Origin of the sequence: Burkholderia territorii, from assembly GCF_902833055.1 — a bacterium.
GTDB classification, from domain to species: domain Bacteria; phylum Pseudomonadota; class Gammaproteobacteria; order Burkholderiales; family Burkholderiaceae; genus Burkholderia; species Burkholderia territorii.
In genome coordinates, this window is record NZ_CADFEJ010000002.1 from 358,578 (window position 1) to 380,622 (window position 22,045).

Annotated in this window: 23 protein-coding genes and 1 pseudogene; 12 read left to right on the plus strand and 12 right to left on the minus strand. The window is 64.1% G+C overall.

All coding sequences use genetic code 11. The features are described 5' to 3' along the window. Positions 1–118: 118 nt before the first annotated feature. From HW466_RS06160 to HW466_RS06175, 4 genes are all read left to right on the plus strand, one after another. Positions 119–1,318: a glycine C-acetyltransferase gene (locus tag HW466_RS06160; RefSeq protein ID WP_151003124.1), complete on the plus strand. Its 1,200-nt coding sequence runs from the start codon at positions 119–121 to the stop codon at positions 1,316–1,318. Positions 1,319–1,332: 14 nt separating this feature from the next. Next, complete coding sequence (gene tdh, locus HW466_RS06165; RefSeq protein ID WP_059501276.1) at positions 1,333–2,361, plus strand: L-threonine 3-dehydrogenase; 1,029 nt, start codon at positions 1,333–1,335, stop codon at positions 2,359–2,361. 717 nt (positions 2,362–3,078) lie between these two features. Continuing rightward, positions 3,079–3,693: a TetR/AcrR family transcriptional regulator gene (locus HW466_RS06170; RefSeq protein ID WP_151003122.1), complete on the plus strand. Its 615-nt coding sequence runs from the start codon at positions 3,079–3,081 to the stop codon at positions 3,691–3,693. 55 nt (positions 3,694–3,748) lie between these two features. Beyond that, a complete protein-coding gene (locus HW466_RS06175; protein ID WP_059772561.1) occupies positions 3,749–4,228 on the plus strand; it encodes a nuclear transport factor 2 family protein in 480 nt (159 codons plus the stop codon). Positions 4,229–4,803: 575 nt separating this feature from the next. On the opposite strand, the gene HW466_RS06180 is transcribed toward HW466_RS06175, so the two are convergent. Next, positions 4,804–5,889, minus strand: a complete 1,086-nt coding sequence (locus HW466_RS06180; RefSeq protein ID WP_151003120.1) for a tartrate dehydrogenase — start codon at positions 5,887–5,889, stop codon at positions 4,804–4,806. A gap of 117 nt (positions 5,890–6,006) precedes the next feature. Here HW466_RS06180 and HW466_RS06185 point away from each other — a divergent pair, with 117 nt between their 5' ends. Continuing rightward, a complete protein-coding gene (locus HW466_RS06185) occupies positions 6,007–6,930 on the plus strand; it encodes a LysR substrate-binding domain-containing protein (protein ID WP_059501267.1) in 924 nt (307 codons plus the stop codon). 157 nt (positions 6,931–7,087) lie between these two features. On the opposite strand, the gene argC is transcribed toward HW466_RS06185, so the two are convergent. Next, positions 7,088–8,035: an N-acetyl-gamma-glutamyl-phosphate reductase gene (argC, locus tag HW466_RS06190; protein ID WP_060118681.1), complete on the minus strand. Its 948-nt coding sequence runs from the start codon at positions 8,033–8,035 to the stop codon at positions 7,088–7,090. A 118-nt stretch (positions 8,036–8,153) separates the two neighbouring features. On the opposite strand from argC, the gene HW466_RS06195 reads away from it, so the two are divergent. Then, positions 8,154–9,038: a LysR family transcriptional regulator gene (locus HW466_RS06195; protein ID WP_059501265.1), complete on the plus strand. Its 885-nt coding sequence runs from the start codon at positions 8,154–8,156 to the stop codon at positions 9,036–9,038. Positions 9,039–9,121: 83 nt separating this feature from the next. On the opposite strand, the gene HW466_RS06200 is transcribed toward HW466_RS06195, so the two are convergent. From HW466_RS06200 to HW466_RS06215, 4 genes are all read right to left on the minus strand, one after another. Beyond that, positions 9,122–9,586: a hypothetical protein gene (locus tag HW466_RS06200; RefSeq protein ID WP_151003118.1), complete on the minus strand. Its 465-nt coding sequence runs from the start codon at positions 9,584–9,586 to the stop codon at positions 9,122–9,124. A 60-nt stretch (positions 9,587–9,646) separates the two neighbouring features. Continuing rightward, complete coding sequence (locus HW466_RS06205) at positions 9,647–10,864, minus strand: patatin-like phospholipase family protein (RefSeq protein WP_059501262.1); 1,218 nt, start codon at positions 10,862–10,864, stop codon at positions 9,647–9,649. Positions 10,865–11,001: 137 nt separating this feature from the next. Then, a complete protein-coding gene (locus tag HW466_RS06210) occupies positions 11,002–11,787 on the minus strand; it encodes a 3-hydroxybutyrate dehydrogenase (protein WP_063550917.1) in 786 nt (261 codons plus the stop codon). Positions 11,788–11,838: 51 nt separating this feature from the next. Beyond that, the gene (locus tag HW466_RS06215) at positions 11,839–12,579 is read right to left on the minus strand and encodes an acetoacetate decarboxylase (protein WP_006485181.1); all 741 of its coding nucleotides are present in this window, start codon (positions 12,577–12,579) and stop codon (positions 11,839–11,841) included. Between the two features lie 458 nt (positions 12,580–13,037). On the opposite strand from HW466_RS06215, the gene HW466_RS06220 reads away from it, so the two are divergent. Further along, positions 13,038–13,619, plus strand: a complete 582-nt coding sequence (locus HW466_RS06220) for an undecaprenyl-diphosphatase (RefSeq protein WP_059768493.1) — start codon at positions 13,038–13,040, stop codon at positions 13,617–13,619. Positions 13,620–13,656: 37 nt separating this feature from the next. On the opposite strand, the gene HW466_RS06225 is transcribed toward HW466_RS06220, so the two are convergent. From HW466_RS06225 to HW466_RS06235, 3 genes are all read right to left on the minus strand, one after another. Then, positions 13,657–13,881 (minus strand): hypothetical protein, encoded by a 225-nt coding sequence (locus tag HW466_RS06225; RefSeq protein WP_059508133.1) that lies wholly within the window; start codon positions 13,879–13,881, stop codon positions 13,657–13,659. Between the two features lie 119 nt (positions 13,882–14,000). Beyond that, positions 14,001–14,822, minus strand: a complete 822-nt coding sequence (locus HW466_RS06230; RefSeq protein ID WP_151003116.1) for a siderophore-interacting protein — start codon at positions 14,820–14,822, stop codon at positions 14,001–14,003. A gap of 37 nt (positions 14,823–14,859) precedes the next feature. Further along, entirely contained in the window at positions 14,860–15,570 is a 711-nt protein-coding gene (locus HW466_RS06235) for a PadR family transcriptional regulator (protein ID WP_151003114.1), read from the minus strand. A gap of 313 nt (positions 15,571–15,883) precedes the next feature. Between HW466_RS06235 and HW466_RS06240 the strand changes: the two genes are divergently transcribed. Together HW466_RS06240 and HW466_RS06245 are read left to right on the plus strand one after the other, a co-directional pair. After that, entirely contained in the window at positions 15,884–16,099 is a 216-nt protein-coding gene (locus tag HW466_RS06240; RefSeq protein ID WP_151003112.1) for a hypothetical protein, read from the plus strand. A gap of 354 nt (positions 16,100–16,453) precedes the next feature. After that, positions 16,454–16,720 (plus strand): hypothetical protein, encoded by a 267-nt coding sequence (locus HW466_RS06245; RefSeq protein WP_151003108.1) that lies wholly within the window; start codon positions 16,454–16,456, stop codon positions 16,718–16,720. A gap of 794 nt (positions 16,721–17,514) precedes the next feature. On the opposite strand, the pseudogene HW466_RS32240 reads toward HW466_RS06245, so the two are convergent. From HW466_RS32240 to HW466_RS06255, 3 genes and pseudogenes are all read right to left on the minus strand, one after another. After that, a pseudogene (locus HW466_RS32240) lies at positions 17,515–17,707 on the minus strand (hypothetical protein); the annotation flags it as partial. Between the two features lie 391 nt (positions 17,708–18,098). Next, positions 18,099–18,338, minus strand: a complete 240-nt coding sequence (locus HW466_RS06250; protein WP_151003106.1) for a DUF4148 domain-containing protein — start codon at positions 18,336–18,338, stop codon at positions 18,099–18,101. Positions 18,339–18,586: 248 nt separating this feature from the next. Then, a complete protein-coding gene (locus HW466_RS06255) occupies positions 18,587–19,495 on the minus strand; it encodes a LysR family transcriptional regulator (protein ID WP_151003104.1) in 909 nt (302 codons plus the stop codon). Positions 19,496–19,790: 295 nt separating this feature from the next. Here HW466_RS06255 and HW466_RS06260 point away from each other — a divergent pair, with 295 nt between their 5' ends. The 3 genes from HW466_RS06260 to HW466_RS06270 all read left to right on the plus strand — a co-directional run bounded on the left by HW466_RS06260 (position 19,791) and on the right by HW466_RS06270 (position 22,034). Next, entirely contained in the window at positions 19,791–19,973 is a 183-nt protein-coding gene (locus HW466_RS06260; protein ID WP_151003102.1) for a hypothetical protein, read from the plus strand. A 383-nt stretch (positions 19,974–20,356) separates the two neighbouring features. Next, positions 20,357–21,271, plus strand: a complete 915-nt coding sequence (locus HW466_RS06265) for a dioxygenase family protein (RefSeq protein ID WP_174906035.1) — start codon at positions 20,357–20,359, stop codon at positions 21,269–21,271. 13 nt (positions 21,272–21,284) lie between these two features. Then, the gene (locus HW466_RS06270) at positions 21,285–22,034 is read left to right on the plus strand and encodes an SDR family NAD(P)-dependent oxidoreductase (RefSeq protein ID WP_244138217.1); all 750 of its coding nucleotides are present in this window, start codon (positions 21,285–21,287) and stop codon (positions 22,032–22,034) included. Positions 22,035–22,045: the final 11 nt, after the last annotated feature.

Consider the following 22,045-nt stretch of genomic DNA (forward strand, 5'->3'; position numbering starts at 1 on the left):
GTTCGGAATATCGGATAAATGCGGTCAACCGAACGACCGACTATAACAGTAGCAGGCCGTTGGGCTGCCGCCACGAGCGGCGCGCGGCGGATTGCGAATTCCTGTCAGGAGCTTTGCGATGCGTGATGCCTTTCTCGCCCAGGTGCGCGGGACGCTCGACCAGATCCGCGCGGACGGTTTTTACAAGACCGAGCGCGAGATCGCGAGTCCCCAGGCGGCGGCCGTGCGGCTGGCCAGCGGTGCCGGCGTGCTCAATTTCTGCGCGAACAACTATCTCGGCCTGGCGAACGACCCGCGCCTGATCGCCGCGGCGCAGGCCGGCCTCGACCAGGACGGCTTCGGCATGGCGTCGGTGCGCTTCATCTGCGGTACGCAAACCGTGCACAAGCAGCTCGAAAGTGCGCTGGCGTCGTTTCTCGGCACGGAAGACAGCATCCTCTATTCGAGCTGCTTCGATGCGAATGGCGGCCTGTTCGAGACGCTGCTCGACGAGAACGACGCGGTGATCAGCGACGAGCTGAACCACGCGAGCATCATCGACGGCATCCGACTTTGCAAGGCGAAGCGTTTCCGCTACAAGAACAACGATCTGTCCGATCTCGAGGCGAAGCTGAAGGAAGCCGACGCAGCGGGCGCGCGCCACAAGCTGATCGCGACCGACGGCGTGTTTTCGATGGACGGCATCATCGCCGACCTGAAAGGCATCTGTGACCTCGCCGATCGTTACGGCGCGCTCGTGATGGTCGACGATTCGCACGCGGTCGGCTTCATCGGCGCGAATGGCCGCGGTACGCCCGAGCACTGTGGCGTCGACGGCCGCGTCGATATCATCACCGGCACGCTCGGCAAGGCGCTGGGCGGTGCATCGGGCGGCTATGTCGCGGCTCGCCGCGAGATCGTCGAACTGTTGCGCCAGCGTTCGCGCCCGTACCTGTTCTCGAACACGCTGACGCCGAGCATTGCGGCGGCGTCGCTGAAGGTGCTGGAACTGCTCGGCAGCGACGAAGGCGCGAAGCTGCGCGAACGCGTGCGCGAGAACGGCGCGCATTTCCGCGAGCAGATGACTGCCGCGGGTTTCACGCTCGTGCCGGGCGCGCATCCGATCATCCCGGTGATGCTCGGTGACGCCCAGCTTGCAACCAACATGGCGGACAAGTTGCTCGAAGAAGGTGTCTACGTGATCGGCTTCTCGTTCCCGGTCGTGCCGCGCGGTCGCGCACGCATCCGCACACAGATGAGCGCCGCGCATACGCCCGAACAGATCGATCAGACGGTCGATGCATTCGTGCGTGTCGGCAAGTCGCTCGGCATCGTCTGACGGAGGCTGCGAACATGAAAGCACTGGCAAAGCTCGAGCGCGGCCCCGGCCTTACGCTCACGCGCGTGAAGCGCCCCGAAGTCGGACACAACGACGTGCTGATCAAGATTCGCCGCACGGCGATCTGCGGCACCGACATCCATATCTGGAAGTGGGACGACTGGGCGCAGAAGACGATTCCCGTACCGATGCACGTCGGCCACGAATACGTCGGCGAGATCGTCGAGATGGGGCAGGAAGTGCGCGGCTTCGCGATCGGCGATCGCGTGTCCGGCGAAGGCCACATCACGTGTGGCTTCTGTCGCAACTGTCGCGCCGGCCGCCGGCATTTGTGCCGCAACACGATCGGCGTCGGCGTGAATCGCGAGGGCGCGTTCGCCGAGTACCTGGCGATTCCCGCGTTCAACGCGTTCAAGATTCCGCCGGAGATCTCCGACGATCTCGCGTCGATCTTCGATCCGTTCGGCAATGCGACGCACACGGCGCTGTCGTTCAATCTCGTCGGCGAGGACGTGCTGATCACCGGCGCGGGCCCGATCGGCATCATGGCCGTCGCGATCGCGAAGCACGTCGGCGCGCGCAACGTCGTGATCACCGACATCAACGATTACCGGCTCGAACTCGCGCGCAAGATGGGCGCGACGCGCGCGGTCAACGTCGCACGCGAGTCGTTGCGCGACGTGATGGCCGACCTGCACATGACGGAAGGCTTCGACGTCGGCCTCGAGATGTCGGGCGTGCCGAGCGCGTTCACCAGCATGCTCGAGGCGATGAATCACGGTGGCAAGGTCGCGCTGCTCGGCATTCCGCCCGCGCAGACGGCAATCGACTGGAATCAGGTGATCTTCAAGGGACTCGAGATCAAGGGCATCTACGGTCGCGAGATGTTCGAGACCTGGTACAAGATGGTCGCGATGCTGCAAAGCGGCCTCGATCTGTCGCCGATCATCACGCATCGTTTTGCGGCCGACGATTACGAAAAAGGCTTTGCTGCGATGCTGTCCGGCGAAAGCGGCAAGGTGATCCTCGACTGGACGGTTTGAGTGCGGGCGGGGCGGCCGGCGCGTTTGCCGACTGCTCCGCTCGTGTCGGCATGAGCGTTCGACGACGCACGACCGGAGTCGGCAAATGCTTGAGGTGAGATTATTCGGGAGCTGTGTTCGCGCGCCGAATGATGGCTCGATCGTGCTTTCGTGTGGCGCGCAATCGAGAAATTCAACGACGGCACGTCGCGGCTCCTTGACGACATGACGACGATCGCGCTCCGGTTCCGCAGCATGCATCGGTGATCGGCAAATGCCCCCGCGCGTCACCGGCCAGTATCGCTCTCGCGTCCGCACTTTAGCGTCGCTCGGCGCGTGTCTTTCTTCCTGCCCCTCCCGTTCATTCGCCGCGGCCTGAACAGCCAGACCCTGGCGTCGCGCTTGCGCTCGCCCTGGCCGTGCCTTCGTACGACAGCACGTCGTCACACAACGCTGGCACGGCACCTCATCGATCCGTGAGCCAATCAACAACGATCGAACTCACCCGTCAGCCTGCCCGACTGCATCGATCGGTGCGCTGCCCGCCATTTGATTCGCTCACCGGTCAGCCGTCGCGCTTCGCGACCGCGAACACCACCAGCTTCGCCAGCGCGCATGCGCAGCGCCGCCTGAAATGCGCTGCTGGCCATCGGCGCCATGCAGCATTCGGCCCTTCCGCCGACATGGCCTTTTCACGTGTGTGTTGACGATGGAGAACGATCGTTCTACCGTAAACCCATGAACGCACATGATGACTTTTCCGGCGAACCGGCCGTTCGAGAGCGGCTTCTCGACGCGGCCGAAGCGCTGATCTACTCGGGCGGTATCCACGCGACGGGTGTCGATGCGATCGTGAAGCGAGCGGGCGCCGCACGAAAGAGCTTTTATTCGCATTTCGAATCGAAGGAAGCGCTGGTTGTCGCCGCCCTCGAGCGTCGCGACGAGCGCTGGATGCGCTGGTTCGTCGACGCCACGCTGGCGCGCGGCAAGTCGCCACGTGCCCACTTGCTCGGCATGTTCGACGTGCTGCGCGACTGGTTCTTGCAACCGGAATTTCACGGCTGCGCGTTCCTGAACGCGTCGGGCGAGATTGCCGATGCCGACGATCCGGTACGCGTCGTCGCGCGCATGCACAAGGCGCGCCTGCTTGCGTTCGTACGCGAGCGGTGCGATGCGTATGCCGACGATGCCGGCATCGAGCGTCGCCGGCTGGCCCGGGTCGCGCGCCAATGGCTGGTGCTGATCGACGGCGCGATCGGCGTCGCGCTCGTCAGCGGCGATGCGACTGCGGCGCGCGATGCGCGTGCAACCGCCGAACTCGTGCTGGATATGGTGTCTCGCGCGTCGAAGTAACGCATCTCAAACGGCTGCGTTCGTGCGCGGCCCCAACCTTGAACAGGAGCATCCCATGTCCGCTTCCCCGGAAGTTCGTCCGCCCGTCCCGCCCTTCACGCTCGACACGGCGCGCCAGAAAGTGCGTGCCGCGGAGGACGCGTGGAACACACGCGACCCGCAGCGCGTCTCGCTTGCCTATACGCCGCAGAGCCGCTGGCGCAATCGCGCGGAGTTCGTGACGGGCCGCGACGAGATCGTCGGATTGCTGCAGCGGAAATGGACGCGCGAGCTCGACTATCGGCTGATCAAGGAGCTGTGGGCGTTCGGCGGGAATCGCATCGCGGTGCGATTCGCATACGAATGGCATGACGACGCGGGCAACTGGTTCCGCTCATACGGAAACGAAAACTGGGAGTTCGACGAGAACGGCTTGATGGCATATCGCCACGCGAGCATCAACGACCTGCCGATTCGCGAAGCGGACCGCCTGTACCATTGGCCGCTCGGTCGCCGTCCGGACGATCATCCCGGCCTGTCCGATCTCGGTCTCTGACGCATCGCGATGACGGCGCGTGGACGCGCCCGATTGTGCATCGAGCGCGACGCCCGTGCTCAATGGTGAGGAAATACGGGAGTCGCGCGTTAAGGTGAGTGTTTTCGGGAGAGGGCACGTTTCGTGCCGGACGGTGTGATCTTTCGCGCGCTGCATCTCACCGATCAATCGTCGCAGGAAACGATGGAAACGGCGCGGGTTGCACTGACCCAAGCGCCGCACGCATGGGCGTGCACGCGCTTTCATTGCTCGCATGCGGATCGAATGCGACATCGACGCCGCGCGTGCTGCGTCCATGCACGGTGGTGAGAATCAATCGGTGTGTAGCGATGTGCGATGCAGCTCACCGCTCGACTTCGATGTGATTCAGATCACGGAGAATGGGTCGACACGCATCAGTGCGCGCTGCCCAATCGCATTGTTCACCGCTCACCGCCCGACATCGACATCGACGCGCACGCCTGCACGCGCGCGCGCCGTAATCGGCGAAGGTCTAACCACACTCAATCGCGCCGCGCCACCTTGAGCACGACGCCTATCGACCGCTTCGCTCCGCGCCTCGTCGGATCGTTCTATCAGCCGGCGATCCGCGACGCGATCGCCTCACCCACTTCCTGCGTCCCCGCCTGACCGCCGAGATCGCGCGTGCGCGGCCCGGTGCGCAGCACATCCTCGATCGCCGCGACGATCGCGTCGTGCGCTTCGCGTTCGCGACCCGCGCCGTTGCCGAGGAAGTCGAGCATCATTGCCGCCGACCAGATCATCGCGATCGGGTTCGCGATGTACTGGCCCGCGATGTCCGGCGCGGAGCCGTGCACCGGTTCGAACAGCGACGGAAACTTGCGATCGGGGTTCAGGTTCGCCGACGGCGCGATGCCGATCGTGCCCGTGCAGGCCGGCCCGAGATCGGACAGGATGTCGCCGAACAGGTTCGACGCGACGACGACGTCGAAGCGGTCCGGCTGCAGCACGAAGCGCGCGCACAGGATGTCGATGTGCTGCTTGTCGACGGCGATTTCGGGATAGCGCTCGCCCATCTCGGCCGCGCGCGCGTCCCACCACGGCATGCTGATCGCGATGCCGTTGCTCTTCGTCGCGACGGTCAGGCGCCTCGCGCGGCGCTGCGCGAGCTCGAACGCGAACTTCAGCACGCGCTCCGTGCCGTGACGCGTGAAGATCGACTGCTGCATCACCACTTCACGCTCGGTGCCTTCGAACATCGTGCCGCCGACCGACGAATATTCGCCTTCGGTGTTCTCGCGCACGATCATGAAGTCGATGTCGCCCGCCTTGCGGCCGGCGAGCGGCGACGGCACGCCGTCGAACAGGCGCGCGGGCCGCAGATTGATGTACTGGTCGAATTCGCGGCGGAATTTCAGCAGCGAACCCCACAACGAAACGTGGTCGGGCACCGTCTCGGGCCAGCCGACCGCACCGAACAGGATCGCGTCCATGCCCGACAGCCGGGCCTTCCAGTCGTCCGGCATCATCTTGCCGTGCCGGGCGTAGTAGTCGCAGCTTGCCCAGTCGATCTGCTCGAACTGGAAACGGATGCCGAAGCGCGCCGTCACCGCGTCGAGCGCGCGCAGGCCTTCGGGCATCACTTCACGTCCGATGCCGTCACCGGGGATGACGGCAATCTTGTACGTCTTGTCGCTCATGCAAGTCTCCTTGGCTGGTCGGGCCGCCGGCAGCGTGCGCAGCGGAACACGTCGCCATTTTATTTATTTCCATTCAGATTAAAATCGTGCGAGACGTTAATCGACTTTCCACGAATCGTGAATAAATCGCCGAATCTCGACGACCTGCGCGTCTTCAGCCTGGTCGTCCGGCTGACGAGCTTCAGCATGGCCGCCGAGCAACTCGCGGTGTCGCCGGCCTATGTGAGCAAGCGCATCGCGCTGCTCGAGGCGCAGCTCGGCACGCGGCTGCTGCATCGCTCGACGCGCCGCGTGACGGTCACGGAAGCCGGCGAGCGCGTGTTCGCGCGTGCCGAGAAGATTCTCGACGACGTCGACCATCTCGTCGAGGACGTGTCGACCACGCGCACGGTGCCGCGCGGCACGCTGCGCATCTCGACCAGCTTCGGCTTCGGCCGTCATGTCGTTGCGCCGGCGTTGCTCGATTTCTCCGCGCGCTACCCGCAGCTCAACGTGCGGCTCGATCTGTTCGACCGGCTCGTCGACGTCGCGGGCGAGGGCTACGATCTCGACGTGCGAATCGGCGACGAGATTGCCGATCACCTGATCGCACGCCGCCTTGCCGCGAACTATCGCGTGCTGTGCGCGTCACCGGACTATCTCGCCCGGCGCGGTACGCCGCGCACGCTCGCGGATCTCGCATCGCACGACTGTCTCGCAATCAAGGAGCGTGACCATCCGTTCGGCGTCTGGCGGCTGAACCTGCGCGGCGAAACCGCCACGGTCAAGGTTGGCGGCGCACTGTCGACCAACCACGGCGAGGTGGCCGTGCAATGGGCGCTGGCCGGGCGCGGGATCGTGCTGCGCTCCATCTGGGAAGCGGGGCCGCTGATCGAACGCGGCGCGCTGCGTCGCGTGCTGCCGGACGCGATTCAGCCGGCGAACATCTGGGCGGTGTATCCGGAACGCGTCGCGGCTTCGGCGAAAGTGCGCGTGTGCGTTGATTTTCTCGCGGAGGCGCTCGCCGGATTGAATGCCGCGGCCGGTGACGACGCGGGCTGAATTCGGCCAAAGGTGAGCTTTTACGGGGGCCATGCGAGCAGCGATGGCGGACGTGATGTCCGTGATGGCTCGCAACGGCGCCGTGAGCCGTGCGCGTGCGGCAGGCACGGGCGGCCGCGATGCGCCGCGCCGGCCGATGATGACGCGCGCCGCCGGCCTACGCTGCTGTCGCGATGCTCGTTGCACCGAGCATCAGGTCGAGATTCTGCACCGCCGCGCCGGATGCCCCTTTGCCGAGATTGTCGAACACGGCGGACAACAGCACCTGACCATGATCCGCATTCACGAACACGCCGAGCCGCAGGTCGTTCGTACCGTTCAGCGCTTGCGGATCGAGGTGCGTGATCGTGCGCGTATCCGCGAGCGGCATGACGTCGACGTGGCGGGCGCCGGCGTAATGGTGCGCGAGACATGCATGCAGCAACTCACCGGTCACGCCGGCACGGAGAAGACGCAGCTCGATCGGCACGGTGAGCACGATGCCCTGCCGGTACGCGGCATAAGCCGGCACGAACAGCGGACGGTGTGCGAGCCCGGCGTGCAGCTGGATTTCCGCGACGTGCTTGTGCGCGAGCGCGAGGCCGTAGACCTGAAGCGGTTTCGTGCGTGCAGCCCCGTTCGATTCGAATTCGTCGACGGCGGCTCGCCCGCCGCCCGAATAGCCGGACACGGCATGGATGCTCACCGGGTAGTCGCTCGGCAGCAGGCCGGCTTGTTGCAGCGGCCGGAGCAGCCCGATCGCGCCTGTCGGATAGCAGCCCGGATTGGTGACGCGCCTGGCGTGCGCGATCGTCCGCGCATGTCCGTCGATCATCTCCGGAAAACCGTAGACCCATTCCGGATCGGTGCGATGGGCCGAGCTCGCGTCGATCACGCGTACCGCCGGATTGCGGATGAAGCCGACCGCTTCGCGTGCGGCGGCGTCGGGCAGGCACAGAATCGCGATATCGGCAGCGTTGATCGCTTCGGCGCGGCGCGCCGGGTTCTTGCGCTCGGCATCCGGCAGCGTGACGACACGCAGGTCCGTGCGATCCCGCAGGCGTTCGTGGATCTGCAGTCCGGTCGTACCTTGGTCGCCGTCGATGTAGACAGTGGAGAGGCTCATGATGGTCGCGTTCCTCGTTTCGGACGTCGGGAAAGCCGTATCGTCCATCGAACGCCTAGAATAGGAAAAGTTGAATTTCCTGATGGCGAGATTCAGATTTCCTGAACGAGAGGTGGGCATGCGCGAGATCAGTCTGGATCGACTGCGTACGCTGGTCGCGATCGCCGACCAGGGATCCTTCGTGGGCGCCGCGCAATTGCTTCATCTCGCGCCGCCAACCGTCAGCCTTCATGTCGCCGAACTCGAAAGTCGCATCGGTGCGCCGTTGCTGTCGCGCACGCGCGGCAACGTGCAGCCGTCGACCATCGGTGCCGTGCTGGTGGAACGGGCGCGCCGTCTGCTGGCCGAGGTCGAGTCGACCCTCGACGACGTGGAGCGACAAGTGCAGGGGCTGACCGGGCGGGTGCGGCTCGGGGCGTCGACCGGGGCGATCGCTCATCTGTTGCCGCAGGCGGTGGCGCGCTTGCGCGAGCAGCATCCGGACATCGATGTCCAGATCGCGGTGCTCACGTCGCAGGACACGCTGGCGCGCATTGCGCAGGGCTCGCTCGACGTCGGCCTGGTGGCGCTGCCGCAGCCGGCGGTTGCGGGATTGTCGATCCGCGCGTGGCGGCGCGATCCGGTGCTGGCTTTTCTGCCCGCGGACTGGCGGCTTCCGGCACGTGTGACGCCGGCCTATCTGGCTGCGCGTCCGCTGATTCTCAACGATGCGACCACCCGCCTGTCGCGGCTCACGACGGAATGGTTCGCGCTCGGCGGCCACCGCCCCGAGCCGCGCATCGAGCTCAATTACAACGATGCGATCAAGAGTCTGGTCGCCGCGGGCTACGGCGCGACGCTGTTGCCGCACGAGGCCGGTGCCCCGTTGCCCGACGCACGCATCGAGATGCGGCCGCTGCGTCCGGCGTTGTGGCGCGAACTGGGGATCGCCCATCGGGCCGGCCCGATCGAGCGGTCGACGCAGCACGTGCTCGATGCGTTATGGGCGCTCGGCGCGCGCTAGAACGCAGAGGATGACATTCCGGTTCGCCGGGGCGACACGCATTGCGCGCGATCGTGCCGGCACCGGTGTGCGGGTGAAGGCCATTACAGCCGGTGGTCCTTTGCGAGCATCAGCACACGCGCCCAGCGCTGCGCATCGCGCTTGTCCATCATCGGCAGCTTCCATTCGCCGTGTATGGCGTCGCGCACACGCACGACCAGATGCCAGCGGCCGCCGAACGGCGCGGCTTCGCAGCCGTCGAGCTGCGACAACGTATAGCGGCCGTCCGCGCCGTCGTGCGACAGCCAGAGCAGCCCCTGCGTCGCGGACACGCGCACCTCGCCCCACGCGCGATGCACGATGTGGGTCCAGCCTTGTTCCTTCGTGTTCGGCGCGATGTCGCGACGGCGTTTGATCCACCATGCAATGAGCGCGATCAGGATTGCGGCGGCGAGCACGGCGGCCGCGATCGCGACCGGCTGGCCGAACTGCGCGGCAATGACGTGAAACAGGTGAACCGCGCCCCATCCAAGGGCGACGAGCGCGAATAGCGCAATGAAAATCGGCATGTTGAATCTGAAAAAAGGACGGACCGGCGCAGGCGACGCGCCGGTCCGTTGCGCGCGGCATTACCGGCGGCGGTGAATGTCGTGCGTGACGAAGCCCGCGTCGTTGGTGGGCAGCGCGAGGCCGTCCTTGACCGCGAGCGTCTTGCGGATGTCGTCGAGACCCGCGCTCCAATGGTCGCGCATCGTCGACAGACCGAACTGATAGTCCTTGTAATGGTGTTCGTATGCCTTCTGCTGATAGATCAGGTGCTGGATGTTGTACTTCTTCCCGCTCGACATCGCTTCAGCCTCGACGCACCACGGGTCGTTCTTGCGCTGCTCTTCCGGCACCTGCTCGAGCACGTGGCGCAGCACGTTGCGGTAGCGCTGTTCGCGCTGCAGCGTGTCGGTGACGAAACGCGTGCGGCTCGAATACTGCACGTCCTTCGTGCGTTCCGCGACGTCCGCCATCGTGCGCGGCAGCGGCCCGCGCGCGCTCCACAGGTCGACCTGGAACGCGAGCGTGTCGCGACGCGGCCTTGCGCGCAGCACTTCCATCAGCGGCGTGTTCGACACGACGCCGCCGTCCCAGTAATACTCGCCGTCGATCTCGACTGGCGGGAACGCGGGCGGCAGCGCGCCGGACGCCATGAAGTGCTCGGGCGCGAGCCGAATGCGCGAGTTGTCGAAGTACACGAAGTTGCCGGTGCCGACGTTGACCGCGCCGACCGACACGCGCGTTTCGCCCGAGTTGATCCGGTCGAAATCGCACAGCCTGAGCAGCGTCGCGCGCAGCTGCGACGTGTCGTACCAGCTGATCTTTTCCGGATGATCGGACACGCCCGGCAGCGGCGGCGGGAAGCGCGGCACGAAGAATCCCTGCTGGCCCTGCATCATCGCGCTCGCGGCCTGCGACGCGGTGAAGAACGTGCGGATCTGGTCGATGCTGTTGAACAGCGCGAACTCGAACGCGGCCGGAATCGCGGGAAAGAACGCCGGCTGGCAGATCGTTTCCCAGAATTCGCGCAGCCGCTCGACGCGATGCTCGGGCGCGTTGCCGGCGATCAGCGCGGTGTTGAGCGCGCCGATCGAGATGCCGGCGATCCAGTCGAGCGGAATGCCCGCTTCGTGCAGCCCTTCGAACACGCCGGCCTGATACGCGCCGAGCGCGCCGCCGCCCTGCAGGACGAGCGCGATCGTTTCGTACGGCAGCGTCCGCGCAGCGGCCGGTGCGCCGGCTTCGTGATGCAGGTCCGCCGCATCGACGGCCTGCTTTTCTGTACGCGCGTGCGGTTTCATCAGTTGCTCCGAGAAATCCCGCCATGGTTGGCGGAGACCGATGGCGTGCCGTCGGGGAATGGCACGCCATCGTGAGTCGTGAGAATGGACGTGGTGCGAAAAAATCGCCTCCCGTGAGGAAGGCGAGGACGTGACCGTTACTGCATGAACCAGCCGTGGCTGACGATGAACGACTGGCCCGTGAGCGCGGCGCTCGGGAACGCCGACAGGAACAGCACCGTCTGCGCGACGTCCTGCACCGTCGTGAATACGCCGTCGACCGTGTTGCCGAGCATCACCTTCTTCACCACTTCCTCTTCGCTGATCCCGAGCTCCTTCGCTTGCTCCGGAATCTGCTTGTCGACCAGCGGCGTGCGCACGAAGCCCGGACACACGACGTGCGAGCGCACGTTGTGCTTCGCGCCTTCCTTCGCCAGCACGCGCGCGAGGCCGAGCAGCCCGTGCTTGGCCGTCACGTACGCCGACTTCAGCGGCGACGCTTCGTGCGAGTGCACCGAACCCATGTAGATCACGACGCCGCCGCGATCGTCCTTGTACATGTGCTTGAGCGCGGCCTTGGTCGTCAGGAACGCGCCGTCGACGTGGATCGCCTGCATCTTCTTCCAGTCGGAGAACGAATAGTTCTCGATCGGATTGACGATCTGGATGCCCGCATTCGATACGAGGATGTCGACCGAGCCGAACGTTTCGGCCACCTTGTCGATACCGCTGTTGACCGCTTCCTCGCTGGTCACGTCCATCGCGACGCCGATCGCCTTGCCGCCTGCCTTGTTGATCTCGTCGGCAACCGCGTTTGCGCCGTCCTGGTTCAGGTCGGCGATCGCGACGGCGGCACCCGCCTTCGCGAGCTCCAGTGCGATTTCCTTGCCGATGCCGCTCGCGGCGCCCGTGACGACTGCGGTCTTGCCATTCAGGTTGCTCATTTCGAATTCCCGTAGTGAAAGGATTGACAGGGAGATAGGGCTGCGGACGTGTTACTGAGCCAGGTAATCGTAGACGACTTCCCCGAGGCCGAGTGTCAAATCCGCGACGAGATGGCGCGCTTCGACGATCTCGAGCACCGGCAGGTCGGCCACCGGCGCGAGCGCGTGCGGTGCCAGTTCGAGCGACGCGGGGCCAGTCCACGCACCCTTCATCTTGATGTCCTGCATGTAGTAGCGCACCAGTTCGCACACGCGTGCGGTGCCGTCGACGTGCGGGATGATCTTCAGCAGGAAGTTCGGGCCGGCGAGGCGCTTGGTCTGCTCGTCGATGTCGAGTTCCTTGTGCTTGTAGCCCATCGTGCCCGTCGCGACGCGCACCTTGCCGTAGTCGAGCGTGCCCAGGATGTGATCGGTGTTCACATGCAGCGTGGGCGACGCGAGCTTCTTCGGGAAACCCCACAGCTCGCGGCCGCCGGCGATCGGCGGGTGATCGTCGAGATACATCGCGAGCGTGTAGCCGCCGGCCTGGCCGTTGTACTCGACCGGGATCACCTGGCCGCTCTCCGTATAGTCGCCGAAGCCGGTCGAGTCGGCCATGCGGATGAATTCGTAATGGACGAGCGGCTCGGTGACCTGCAGCGGCTCGGGGACGATTTCACGCAGACGGTCCGGATCGGTGCGATACGTGATGATCAGAAACTCACGATCGACGAAACGGTACGGGCCCATCGGAAAGGCTGGGCTGGTCAACGGCATCGCAAACGCTTTCGATCGGACATCGCTGGGTTTCATGCGGACTCCTTGTTGTTGATCGCTTCGTGGATGAGTGCTCGTAAGCTCGTAATCCTATGCCTGTGCGTTGCCGTTGTGCGATGCCGCATTTGGAATTAATTGTTGCCGATTTCGAATTATTTGCAACGCAAATATTGAGGCGAACGGTGCAGACCGTGCCGAGCGAGCGCGGCGGCCCGATACTCGCACGTGTCGATGACGCCGCGATGTGAAAAAGGTGAGCCTTTACAGGATGACCGGTGAGCTTTTACGGGAGACGGTCGCGCGGAAATGTGTCAATTGTGTGAACTTGTGTTGCAGTGCAGGCTCTAAGTGCGTTCGCGCGCGACTCCCGGGACCGGAACCGGATTACCGGCCGGCCCCGACGCATTAAGCATTGCTTAAGCGAGTGAGCACTAGCATCGTTCCACCCGATCGGCACGCCGGTCCAAACGTTACGCCCCCACGCAACCGCATTCATGCAGAACCTCAATCTCATCCTGTTTTCCGCCGTCAATGCCGGCGCCGTGCCGCACCCCGGCGTGGCGCGCGCCGCCATCTTCGCCGCCGACTGGCTCGTCTATGCGTTGCCCGCGATGCTGCTGCTGACCTGGATCTTCGGCGAACGTCCGACGCGCCGCCAGGCGATCGAAGCCGGCGTCGGCACGTGCGTGGCGCTGGCGCTCGCACAGGTGATCGGGCATTTCTGGTTTTCGCCGCGGCCGTTCATGGCCGGCGTCGGCACGCAACTGATTCCGCATGCGCCGGACAGCTCGTTTCCGAGCGATCACATGACGTTCGCGTGGAGTCTCGCGGTCGGGATGATGCTCGCCGGCAGCACGCGGCTGACCGGCTTCGTGATGGCCGCGATGGCGGCGGCGATTGCCTGGGGCCGCGTCTATGCGGGCGTGCACTGGCCGTTCGACATGGCCGGCGGCGTGCTGGTCGGCACCGCCGGCGCGTTGGCCGCGCACCTGTACGGGCAACGCTTGGTCGAGCTGCTCGAACGGATCGGCGACGCGGTGCACGCGGTGATGATGGGGCGCGAACGCGCGCCCTGAGCGGGAATACCAAGCGGAGTATTGCGGCCGGACGCCGTCAACCGGGCGTCTTGGCCGCTTCAGCCGAAGCGGACGGGCCGCCGCCCGCTTCGTGCAATTCGGGCGTCTCGCCCGGATGCCGTGCGGCGTCGCGTTCTAGTGCGCTTTCCTTCAGGATTGCGCACATCGCAACGAACAGCGCCAGCACGACGGCCGCGAGGCCGCAATAGCCGGCGATCTTCAGGTTGCGAAGGAAAGGCGAAGCGTGGTTTTCTTTTGTCATGACCGGGCGCTCCTGGGCAGGCTGCGGCGGCTGTCGCCCGACAGCGGCGTCGCAGACATACATATATACCAGCCGCCCCGCCGATGCCAAGCCCGCCGATGCGCGGGCGCCCGTTCGCGTCAGTCTTCCAGCGTTTCGTGCACGGCCGTCGCGCCGCGCTTCCAGTATGCCGCCGCGCGGATGCGCGACTTGTCGACACCGCGTTCGGCGGTGAGATGCTGCCGCACCGCACGCATCGACTTCGCTTCGCCCGCCGCCCACACGTAACCGTCGCCGGAGGACGGCAGCGGCAATTCGCGTACCGCATCGAGCAGCACGTCGCCGTCGGCCGCATCGGCTTCGGCGCGAAAGCGCCAGATTTCATGCACGTCGGCACGCGTGTCGAACGCGATTTGCGCGGTGCGATCCGCGACTTCCAGCACGACGGCCGCACGCGCGCCGGCCGGCAATTGTTCGAGACGCCGCGCGATCGCGGGCAGCGCCGTATCGTCGCCGATCAGCAGATGCCAGTCGAAATCGATCGGGACCACGAACGAACCGCGCGGGCCGCCGATGCCGAGCCATTGACCGACGCGAGCTTGCGCCGCCCACTGCGACGCGGGACCCGGATGGTTCAGCACGAATTCCAGATCGAGTTCGCAGGCGGCGCGATCGAAGCGGCGCGGCGTGAAATCGCGCGCGACCGGCTTCGGCTGGCCTTCGGGAAACTCGGGGCCATTCGCGCCGAGCGTCGGCATCGCGGGACGCTCGGCGCCGGGCGGCGGGAAGAATACCTTCACGTGATCGTCGAACGACGACGATTCGAAGTCCGCGAGGTCGGGGCCGCCGAGTGTGACGCGCAGCAGGTGCGGCGTTACCGCGTGCACGCGCACGACCTGCAGCAGGCGGAATTTGAGGGTGTGCCGCACACGGGTGACGGCGCGTTCGGAGGTGTTCTGCATCGATCGGTTCTCCTTGGGGTGGGCGAGGCGGCGCGGATCACGCGCCGGTACCGCCTTCGATTTCAGCCGTCGCGCGGCGCATGATCGCCGCGATGCGCCGCTGTTCGTCGGCATCGGCGGCGCTCTTGTGGAGCAGCGCCCGCTTCAGGGCAAGGCGGGCTTCGACGAACTCGGGCAACCAGCCGGGCTGTGTTTCGTCCTGTGCTTCACCGCCCGCCGATTCGCCGGCGAACGCGCGGCGCATGAATTCCATCTTGCGTGCGAGGTGCGTGAGGCGCGCGAACAACGTATCGACGCGCTCGCGCTGCGCATCGAGATGCGCGCGCCCGGCGTCGGTCAGCGCATAGCGCTTGCGGTTGCCTTCCGCCTGCGACGCGACGAAGCCGACTTCCTCGAGATACGTCAGTGCCGGGTACACCATGCCGGGGCTCGGGCTGTAGAAACCGTTTGAACGCATGTCGAGCGCCTTGATCAGCTCGTAACCGTGGCTCGGCTGCTCGGCGACCAGCGCGAGCAGCAGCAACTGGAGGTCGTCGGAGCTGAACTGGCGGCCGCGCGGCATGCCATCGTCGCCGAAGTCGCCGAAGCCGCCGCGTCCGCCACGGCCACCAAACGGGCCGCCGCCGAATGGATCGTGGCCGCGCCGATGGCGGCCGATCGCTTGCCACACTCTGGCGTACCAGTCAGGGCCGGCATGCGCACCATGACCGTCGCATCGGGCATGGCCGCGGGAGGGGTTGTGTCGCATGATCGTGTCCTATATGTCGAAAAACATATCTAAAGATATATATCGAAAGATAGGGTGTCAAGGAGGATTATTGAGGGGCGGATGACGGTGGGTGTGGGTGTAGGTTGGCAAAAAAGATGACCTTTTTTGCAGTATTTGATCAGAGCTATTGTTTTTTTTATTCAATAGTTGTCGGCGTGCTTCCCAGCGTTTTTGTCTGGTCGGGCTGACCAGTCAGGCTTAAAGTAAGAGCCAAAATGCCGCAGGGGGCTTGCGCGGCGACTTCGGGGGAATAAGAAGATGAGGCTCCGCCAAGCAGGACTATGTTCTTTTTTTGCGCTGGCTCCACGATCCGCAGCATGGTGTCAACGAGGCGGCGAAGCGCTTTGCCAATATGGTGTTGGCCGATTTCGACGAGATCGCAGCCACTGTCCGGCAACGGAATGCGCGATCGGCAGCTTTGGCAGGTTTGGCTCGCCTGCACCTTGCGGCGAGCTACCGGCCGAAATCAAGGTATGCGCTGGTAATCTATCTGCCGCGGATGGAATGATGCTGATGGCAGGGGTACACGGCGCGGCGTATCACGACGGGATTGAATGGCGGCTGATCTTCAACCGCTTCGAGATGGATGAACGGGCCACTCGATAATGACGGTTCCTACGGTTGCAAGATCTCCTGTTATACGACCATTGCTGATGCGGCATGCACAGGATGCCGCGTTCTACTGGGCTCAGAGCGATAGCAGTTTATGTTCGCCGACAGTGTCGATCAAGAAATTGGCATCGTTTCATAGTCTGCTTGAGGCGAACCTCGATGGACTGCGTGTGGCGGGCGACGCCGGAATGCTGATGGCGCGCAGAGAGCTTGATCGCTGGAAATCCCAAGGCGACGCGTTCGTATATCGATGAAAGTTTCGAGAGATTTCGGAATCGTTGTCCGGCGGGCTGCGCTAGCAGCCAAGAATGTCGACATATCGTCGGTCATGGTCGAATTCAATTTTCGGGAATATTTTGACGAATCCGATAGTTTCTTGTCGCTTGGCCCGTTCTTCGGCGGCGATGCGGCCGATGAGTGCACGAAGTCATTGGAACGACTTGGGCTGACATACATCGATGACTTTTTTGTCTTTGAGCAGTTTGTGCCCGCCTGGTGTTCGTTCGAAGTATTTTGATGTGAGTGGCGATATCGAGTTGCCGAGGTTGAATCCGCAGCCAAAAGCGGTTGCTCGACGCTGCAGCCTAGATCGACGACATCGACCAAGGTGAGCGAAATTCAAATGAAGAGCGGATGCGCTAGCGCTGAGTCCGCCACAGGCGACCGGCTGCAATACAACAGGAAGCTCTATGCCGACATTCTCGTGGGAACCGTTGGATTTCCTTGAAGCACTTGAAGTCCCTCCAGTCGAGGAAGAGTATGGGATCTCCTATCGGTATCTCGTTTCGAGAGCCTCCGTTTTCTTGAGTCTAACTATATGGCCGCTCAATTGCGACGTTGAGATCTTGCTTGGCAATGCGGGGGCAGAGCCGCTTGTTCGGCTCAACTTGTTGGATTGTCCAGGTGCACGTGTCATGCAAGACGACGGTCGGACATATATCGAATTCTGTGCCGCCAAAGTATTCGAAGGGCGATTCGACCAGACACATACGCCGCCTTACGGATTTCGATTGCAAATCGAGCCGTTTATTCAGATCTCGACGTTTTCGTATCCCGTCTAATAAAACTTTGACGTTGGCGACAAGGTCCGTCGCGGTCAATTACCTAGGGTGGTACGATTGTCCGCCACCGAACGACCGCTTTGGGGACATCCTACTGACCGCTTCGGGTCGTTCAGAGTCGTTCGCGGCGCGCCAGAATGGCCATTCGCTGTCTCGTACAACTCCTAACGTCGGGCTGAACGCGCAAGCAGGATAGGGAACCTTATCACTATGGAGCGACCGTTGGGGCACACTGAGGTTTTGTACAGCGCGTGAGAACGTGATCCAGCGTGTGGCCCCAGGCCCACAGAAAGACCAGTTGAACGGCGGCACCCGCGCCGGAAACGTTCGTTGATCGCAGCTACGTCGCTGTCGTTCAGCGCCAAGTAGCGTTCGACGTCGAACTCGGACAGTCGCGCGGGTAAGCGATCTTGCCCCAGATACCGAAATTCCAGGCTTGGCATCTGCTGCCTCCCGCCACGGTCGCAATTGAAAACTGCGGGCAGGTAGCGTGCCGCCGACCCCAGCCGTGCCTGTTGCGATAGTCAGACTCGACCGCAATCCCTTGCTACAGAAGGCTGTGCGGCGAAACCGCCAGAATTTGCACGAAGCGGACGATTATCCCGACAGGGGCGCGTGGCGGTTTTGCGTCACGGCCGGTCGGCAGCCCGCGACGTGCGATCGATGTGTGTACGGAAATTTGTCCAGACGGCGGTTTGCATTCGGGCCGCAGGACGCTGACGAATGCGTCGATGGCGAACATGTCAGCGCCCGCGCGGCAAGCCGGCGGTCCGAAAAGTCTGACTATGGCGCAGCCGGCGGGGGGCGATCCGCCCGACTACGACGAGCCGCTTACTACCGGCCGGCGCCCGCGTTCTGAACGTTCATGGCTGCCACGCGCGCCTGGGCGGCTTGCAAGTTTTCCGGGTACTGCGTATTTCTGGCCATGGATGGTTTGTAGCCGGCCTTTTGGATTTGCACGAGTTCCTTCCGGACCTCCGCACGGGTCATAGTCGACGGTTGGGATTGCGCGAACGATACGACCGGGACGACGAGCATCGCGCCAATGGCAAAAGCTTTAAGCAAGGATTCCATAATGATTAACCTCGGACACTGAGTATGCGCGGCGCTGTGATTCTTCTTGTCAGCTACCGGTAAGAGCAGTGTAGCCGATGCAACGCTTCAGTTCTGGTAAAACATTATTGCTTAAAACCGTAATTTCGGATTTGTAAGCGTCATTTCGAAAAAATCGAATTGGCTATTCGAAATATTCGATTGATTCAATAAAAAACGACTCGGTGCGAAGCGTGTGCTGAAACCCGCGTGCAGTTGCGTACTCGCCGTCACGGCTGCGCGATGAATCGTTCGAGCAGATCCGGGTGGTCGAACTTGTCTCGCCACCATTGCAGCGCGCGGCCGGCTTCGTCGGCGCGCCAGGCGAGGTAACACTCGGCCGTTTCGCGCATTCCGGTCACACGACGCGTGACGAGCCGGCCTTCCTCGATCGCGCGGGCGGCGACGCTTGCCGGTAGCGTGCCAACGGCAAGCCCTTCGCATTGCGCCGCCAGCTTGGCCTCGAGGGTTGGTACCGCGAGATACGGTTGCGACGGCTGGAACGCCGACGAACGCAGGAGCGATTCGCGCGAGGGGCCGCTGAGCACCGCGCAACGATACCGAATAACGGTTTCCAGCGTGATCGGATCCGGCATCGCCGCGAGCGGGTGATGCGGCGCGACCGCGAAGACATAACGCAGCGTGCCGATCGGGTGCGCGACGATGTCCGTCAGCGCGGGCGGCTCACCCGTTGCGCCGACCACGAGGTCCGCGCGCCGCGACACGAGTGCATCCCAGGTGCCGCCAAGCACGTCGGTCGACAAGCGCAGACGCGTGTCCATCTGGAGCGTGTCGAATTCGCGTACAAATGGCCAGAAGCGTGCCAGCGGAACAATTTCGTCGACGCACAAGCACAGCTCGGTTTCCCAACCATCCTGGATCCGCTGCGCTTTCCGCTCGAGCTGCTCGGCCGCGACGAGTAACCGGCGGCCTTCCTCGATTACGACTCGCCCCGCGCGGGTCAGTTTTGCGCGGCGGCCGCTACGATCGAACAGGGTGACTCCCAGGTCGCTTTCGATTTTCTGCACGAGATAGCTGAGCGTCGACGGGACGCGATGCAGCACCGCAGCCGCCTCTGAAAAGGTACTGGTCCGGTCGATCGCATCCAGTGCCTCGAAGGCTTCGAATGATAGCTTCATTGTTGTTTTCCTCGATGCAATGACGGGCGAATGCCCGACAGGTTTTCGTACTCATGGTGTTTCGCGCGTAATTCGGTTCGATCGCCCCTGCACGGCATGTGGCACGCCGTCCGGCCGATCGGATGTCTGCTCTCGTTTGCCTCATCGATCAAGAAAATTCAGGAGTCTTAATAAAAATCGTCTTGCCGACGTGTAACTTGTGGAGACGTGAATCGACGAAGCCACGATCGATATCGGTCGAACCGGCGCCGGTACGTAGAACCTTGTCATTCGATCATCGACGAAAAAAAATCACATGAAAAAGTCCAGACTGGCGCCGCTTGCGCTCGCAGTCCTGACGGGAGTCGTGCTGCTGGGCGCACCGGGCGCGAACGCTCAGGATGCGGGCGGAACATCGGCCGCCCCCGACGCCCCGCCGTCGAAGCAGGAACTGAAAGCGCAACGCAAGGCAGCCCGGCAGAAGCGGAACCAGGACTGAGCGCGCTCGAGAAGAATGTCTACCGCGTGAGCAAGGACGATCAATATCCTCAGAGCCTCCAAAGGGCGGAGCATAAGGCGGCAGCCCAGAAAAGCACCACCGACTCGCCGGCTCCCGGGCAATAACGATCCGGCGCGGCGACCCGCGCCGCTGCGCCGGCGCGGGCCGAATCACTGCGCCCCGCCGCCCGCCCGGGTACGCGCCGGGTGCGTTCATCGGCAGCGCCCGGTTATCTGGGCTCGATTTGTGCAAACGGTTGCGTGCCCGATGATACCCGTGTCAACCGTGAATTTCGCGTGATTCAGGGTTAACGCTCTATCCATCTGCGTTGCTCGGCGAGTAACATTCCATGAACTTATGCAAACGGTTGCATGGAGAAAATCATGACGGAACAGACGGTTGCAAGTGCGATTACCGACAATCCCGCGTCCGTTACCGCGATCGTCAAGGCGGCGATGGCGGGAACCCGGGACGCCCGGCTGAAGGAGATCGTCGATGCGCTGGTCGATCACGGACACGCGTTCCTGAAGCAGGTGAAGCTGACCGACGAGGAGTTCGAGCGCGGTCTCGCGTTCATCCGTGCCGCCGGGCATGCGTGCAACGAGCGGCACAACGAGGTGGTGCTTCTGGCCGACGTGCTTGGCTTTTCGACGCTCGTGGCGTTGCTTAACAATTCCGATTCGTCCGAGCGCACGCCGGGCGCGTTGCTCGGGCCGTTCTATCGCGGCGGCTCGCCGGTCTACGAGCAGGGTCAGTCGATCGCAAGCCCGGGATCGCCCGGCTCGCCGCTGTTCATGCGCGGCCGGGTGTTCGACGTGTCGGGCCGGCCGGTGGCGAACGCGATCGTCGACGTCTGGCAGGCATCGCCCGTCGGGCTCTACGAGAACCAGGACCCGAGCCAGCCCGAGCGCAACCTGCGCGGCCGCTTTCGTACCGATGATCAGGGGTGGTTCAACTTTCGCACCGTGCGTCCGGCCGGCTATCCGGTGCCCGTCGATGGCCCCGTCGGCGCGCTGCTCGCGGCGCAGAACCGTCATCCGTACCGGCCCGCGCACATCCATTTCGTGATCGTCGCGGAAGGCCATGCGACGTTGGTGTCGCAGGTGTTCGCCGACGATTCCGAGCATCTCGACTCGGACGTCGTCTTCGGCGTGAATCGTCGGCTCGTCGGCAATTTCGAGCGCCATGACCCGCGGACGGGGCCGCACGCCGAAACGGACGAGGCGTACTACACGCTCGATTTCGAATTCGTCATGGCCGACGGTACGCCGACGTATCCGACGCCGCCGATCGACTGAACAGGAGAGGGTAGTGTCACGCAATCTGAAGGATAAAGTCGCCGTCGTTCTCGGCGGCACGGGCGGGATCGGCGTCGCGACCGCGGCGCGTTTCGCCGAAGCGGGCGCGCGCGTGGTCGTGGTCGGGCGAAGCGACCTCGACGTGGCGCAGCGCCTCGCCGACTCGCTGCCCGGCGACGGGCATGCTGCCGCGGTCGCGACGATCACCGAGAGCGCGACGCTCGCCGCGCTTGCCGACGAGGTGCGCACGCGTTACGGGCGCGCGGACATCCTGGTGAACGCGGCCGGCTTCACGAAGCCGGTTCGTCATGCGGATCTCGACGCGCTGACGGACGATCTGATCGACGAGATCATGCAAGTCAACTGGCGCGGCCAGTTCGCGGCGATCCGCGCATTTCGCGCGCTGCTCGACGAATCTGGCGACGGGCTCGTCGTCAACGTATCGTCGATCGCAGGCACGACCGGCAACGGCAGCAACGTCGCCTATTGCGCGGCCAAGGCGGGCATCGACGTGATGGCGCTGTCGCTCGGCCGCGCGCTCGCGCCGCGCATTCGGGTGGTGAACGTATCGCCCGGCGTCGTGGATACGCAGTTCGTTCCCGGGCGCGGCGACGATTTCAACGAAAAGGCCGCCGCGACGACGCCGCTGCGCCGGATCGGCGCGCCGGACGACGTCGCGACCGCCATCGTCGCCTGCGCGACGACGCTGACGTTCACGACCGGCACGACGATCGTCGTCGACGGCGGCCGCCGGCTGAACTGATTGCCTGGAGA

Bases quoted from the DNA above. Each gene is read 5' to 3' on its own strand.
- HW466_RS06160 (WP_151003124.1), top strand. From the start codon at position 119: ATGCGTGATGCCTTTCTCGCCCAGGTGCGCGGGACGCTCGACCAGATC.
- tdh (WP_059501276.1), top strand. From the start codon at position 1,333: ATGAAAGCACTGGCAAAGCTCGAGCGCGGCCCCGGCCTTACGCTCACG.
- HW466_RS06170 (WP_151003122.1), top strand. From the start codon at position 3,079: ATGAACGCACATGATGACTTTTCCGGCGAACCGGCCGTTCGAGAGCGG.
- HW466_RS06175 (WP_059772561.1), top strand. From the start codon at position 3,749: ATGTCCGCTTCCCCGGAAGTTCGTCCGCCCGTCCCGCCCTTCACGCTC.
- HW466_RS06180 (WP_151003120.1), bottom strand. From the start codon at position 5,889: ATGAGCGACAAGACGTACAAGATTGCCGTCATCCCCGGTGACGGCATC.
- argC (WP_060118681.1), bottom strand. From the start codon at position 8,035: ATGAGCCTCTCCACTGTCTACATCGACGGCGACCAAGGTACGACCGGA.
- HW466_RS06195 (WP_059501265.1), top strand. From the start codon at position 8,154: ATGCGCGAGATCAGTCTGGATCGACTGCGTACGCTGGTCGCGATCGCC.
- HW466_RS06200 (WP_151003118.1), bottom strand. From the start codon at position 9,586: ATGCCGATTTTCATTGCGCTATTCGCGCTCGTCGCCCTTGGATGGGGC.
- HW466_RS06205 (WP_059501262.1), bottom strand. From the start codon at position 10,864: ATGAAACCGCACGCGCGTACAGAAAAGCAGGCCGTCGATGCGGCGGAC.
- HW466_RS06210 (WP_063550917.1), bottom strand. From the start codon at position 11,787: ATGAGCAACCTGAATGGCAAGACCGCAGTCGTCACGGGCGCCGCGAGC.
- HW466_RS06215 (WP_006485181.1), bottom strand. From the start codon at position 12,579: ATGAAACCCAGCGATGTCCGATCGAAAGCGTTTGCGATGCCGTTGACC.
- HW466_RS06220 (WP_059768493.1), top strand. From the start codon at position 13,038: ATGCAGAACCTCAATCTCATCCTGTTTTCCGCCGTCAATGCCGGCGCC.
- HW466_RS06225 (WP_059508133.1), bottom strand. From the start codon at position 13,881: ATGACAAAAGAAAACCACGCTTCGCCTTTCCTTCGCAACCTGAAGATC.
- HW466_RS06230 (WP_151003116.1), bottom strand. From the start codon at position 14,822: ATGCAGAACACCTCCGAACGCGCCGTCACCCGTGTGCGGCACACCCTC.
- HW466_RS06235 (WP_151003114.1), bottom strand. From the start codon at position 15,570: ATGCGACACAACCCCTCCCGCGGCCATGCCCGATGCGACGGTCATGGT.
- HW466_RS06245 (WP_151003108.1), top strand. From the start codon at position 16,454: ATGAAAGTTTCGAGAGATTTCGGAATCGTTGTCCGGCGGGCTGCGCTA.
- HW466_RS06250 (WP_151003106.1), bottom strand. From the start codon at position 18,338: ATGGAATCCTTGCTTAAAGCTTTTGCCATTGGCGCGATGCTCGTCGTC.
- HW466_RS06255 (WP_151003104.1), bottom strand. From the start codon at position 19,495: ATGAAGCTATCATTCGAAGCCTTCGAGGCACTGGATGCGATCGACCGG.
- HW466_RS06260 (WP_151003102.1), top strand. From the start codon at position 19,791: ATGAAAAAGTCCAGACTGGCGCCGCTTGCGCTCGCAGTCCTGACGGGA.
- HW466_RS06265 (WP_174906035.1), top strand. From the start codon at position 20,357: ATGACGGAACAGACGGTTGCAAGTGCGATTACCGACAATCCCGCGTCC.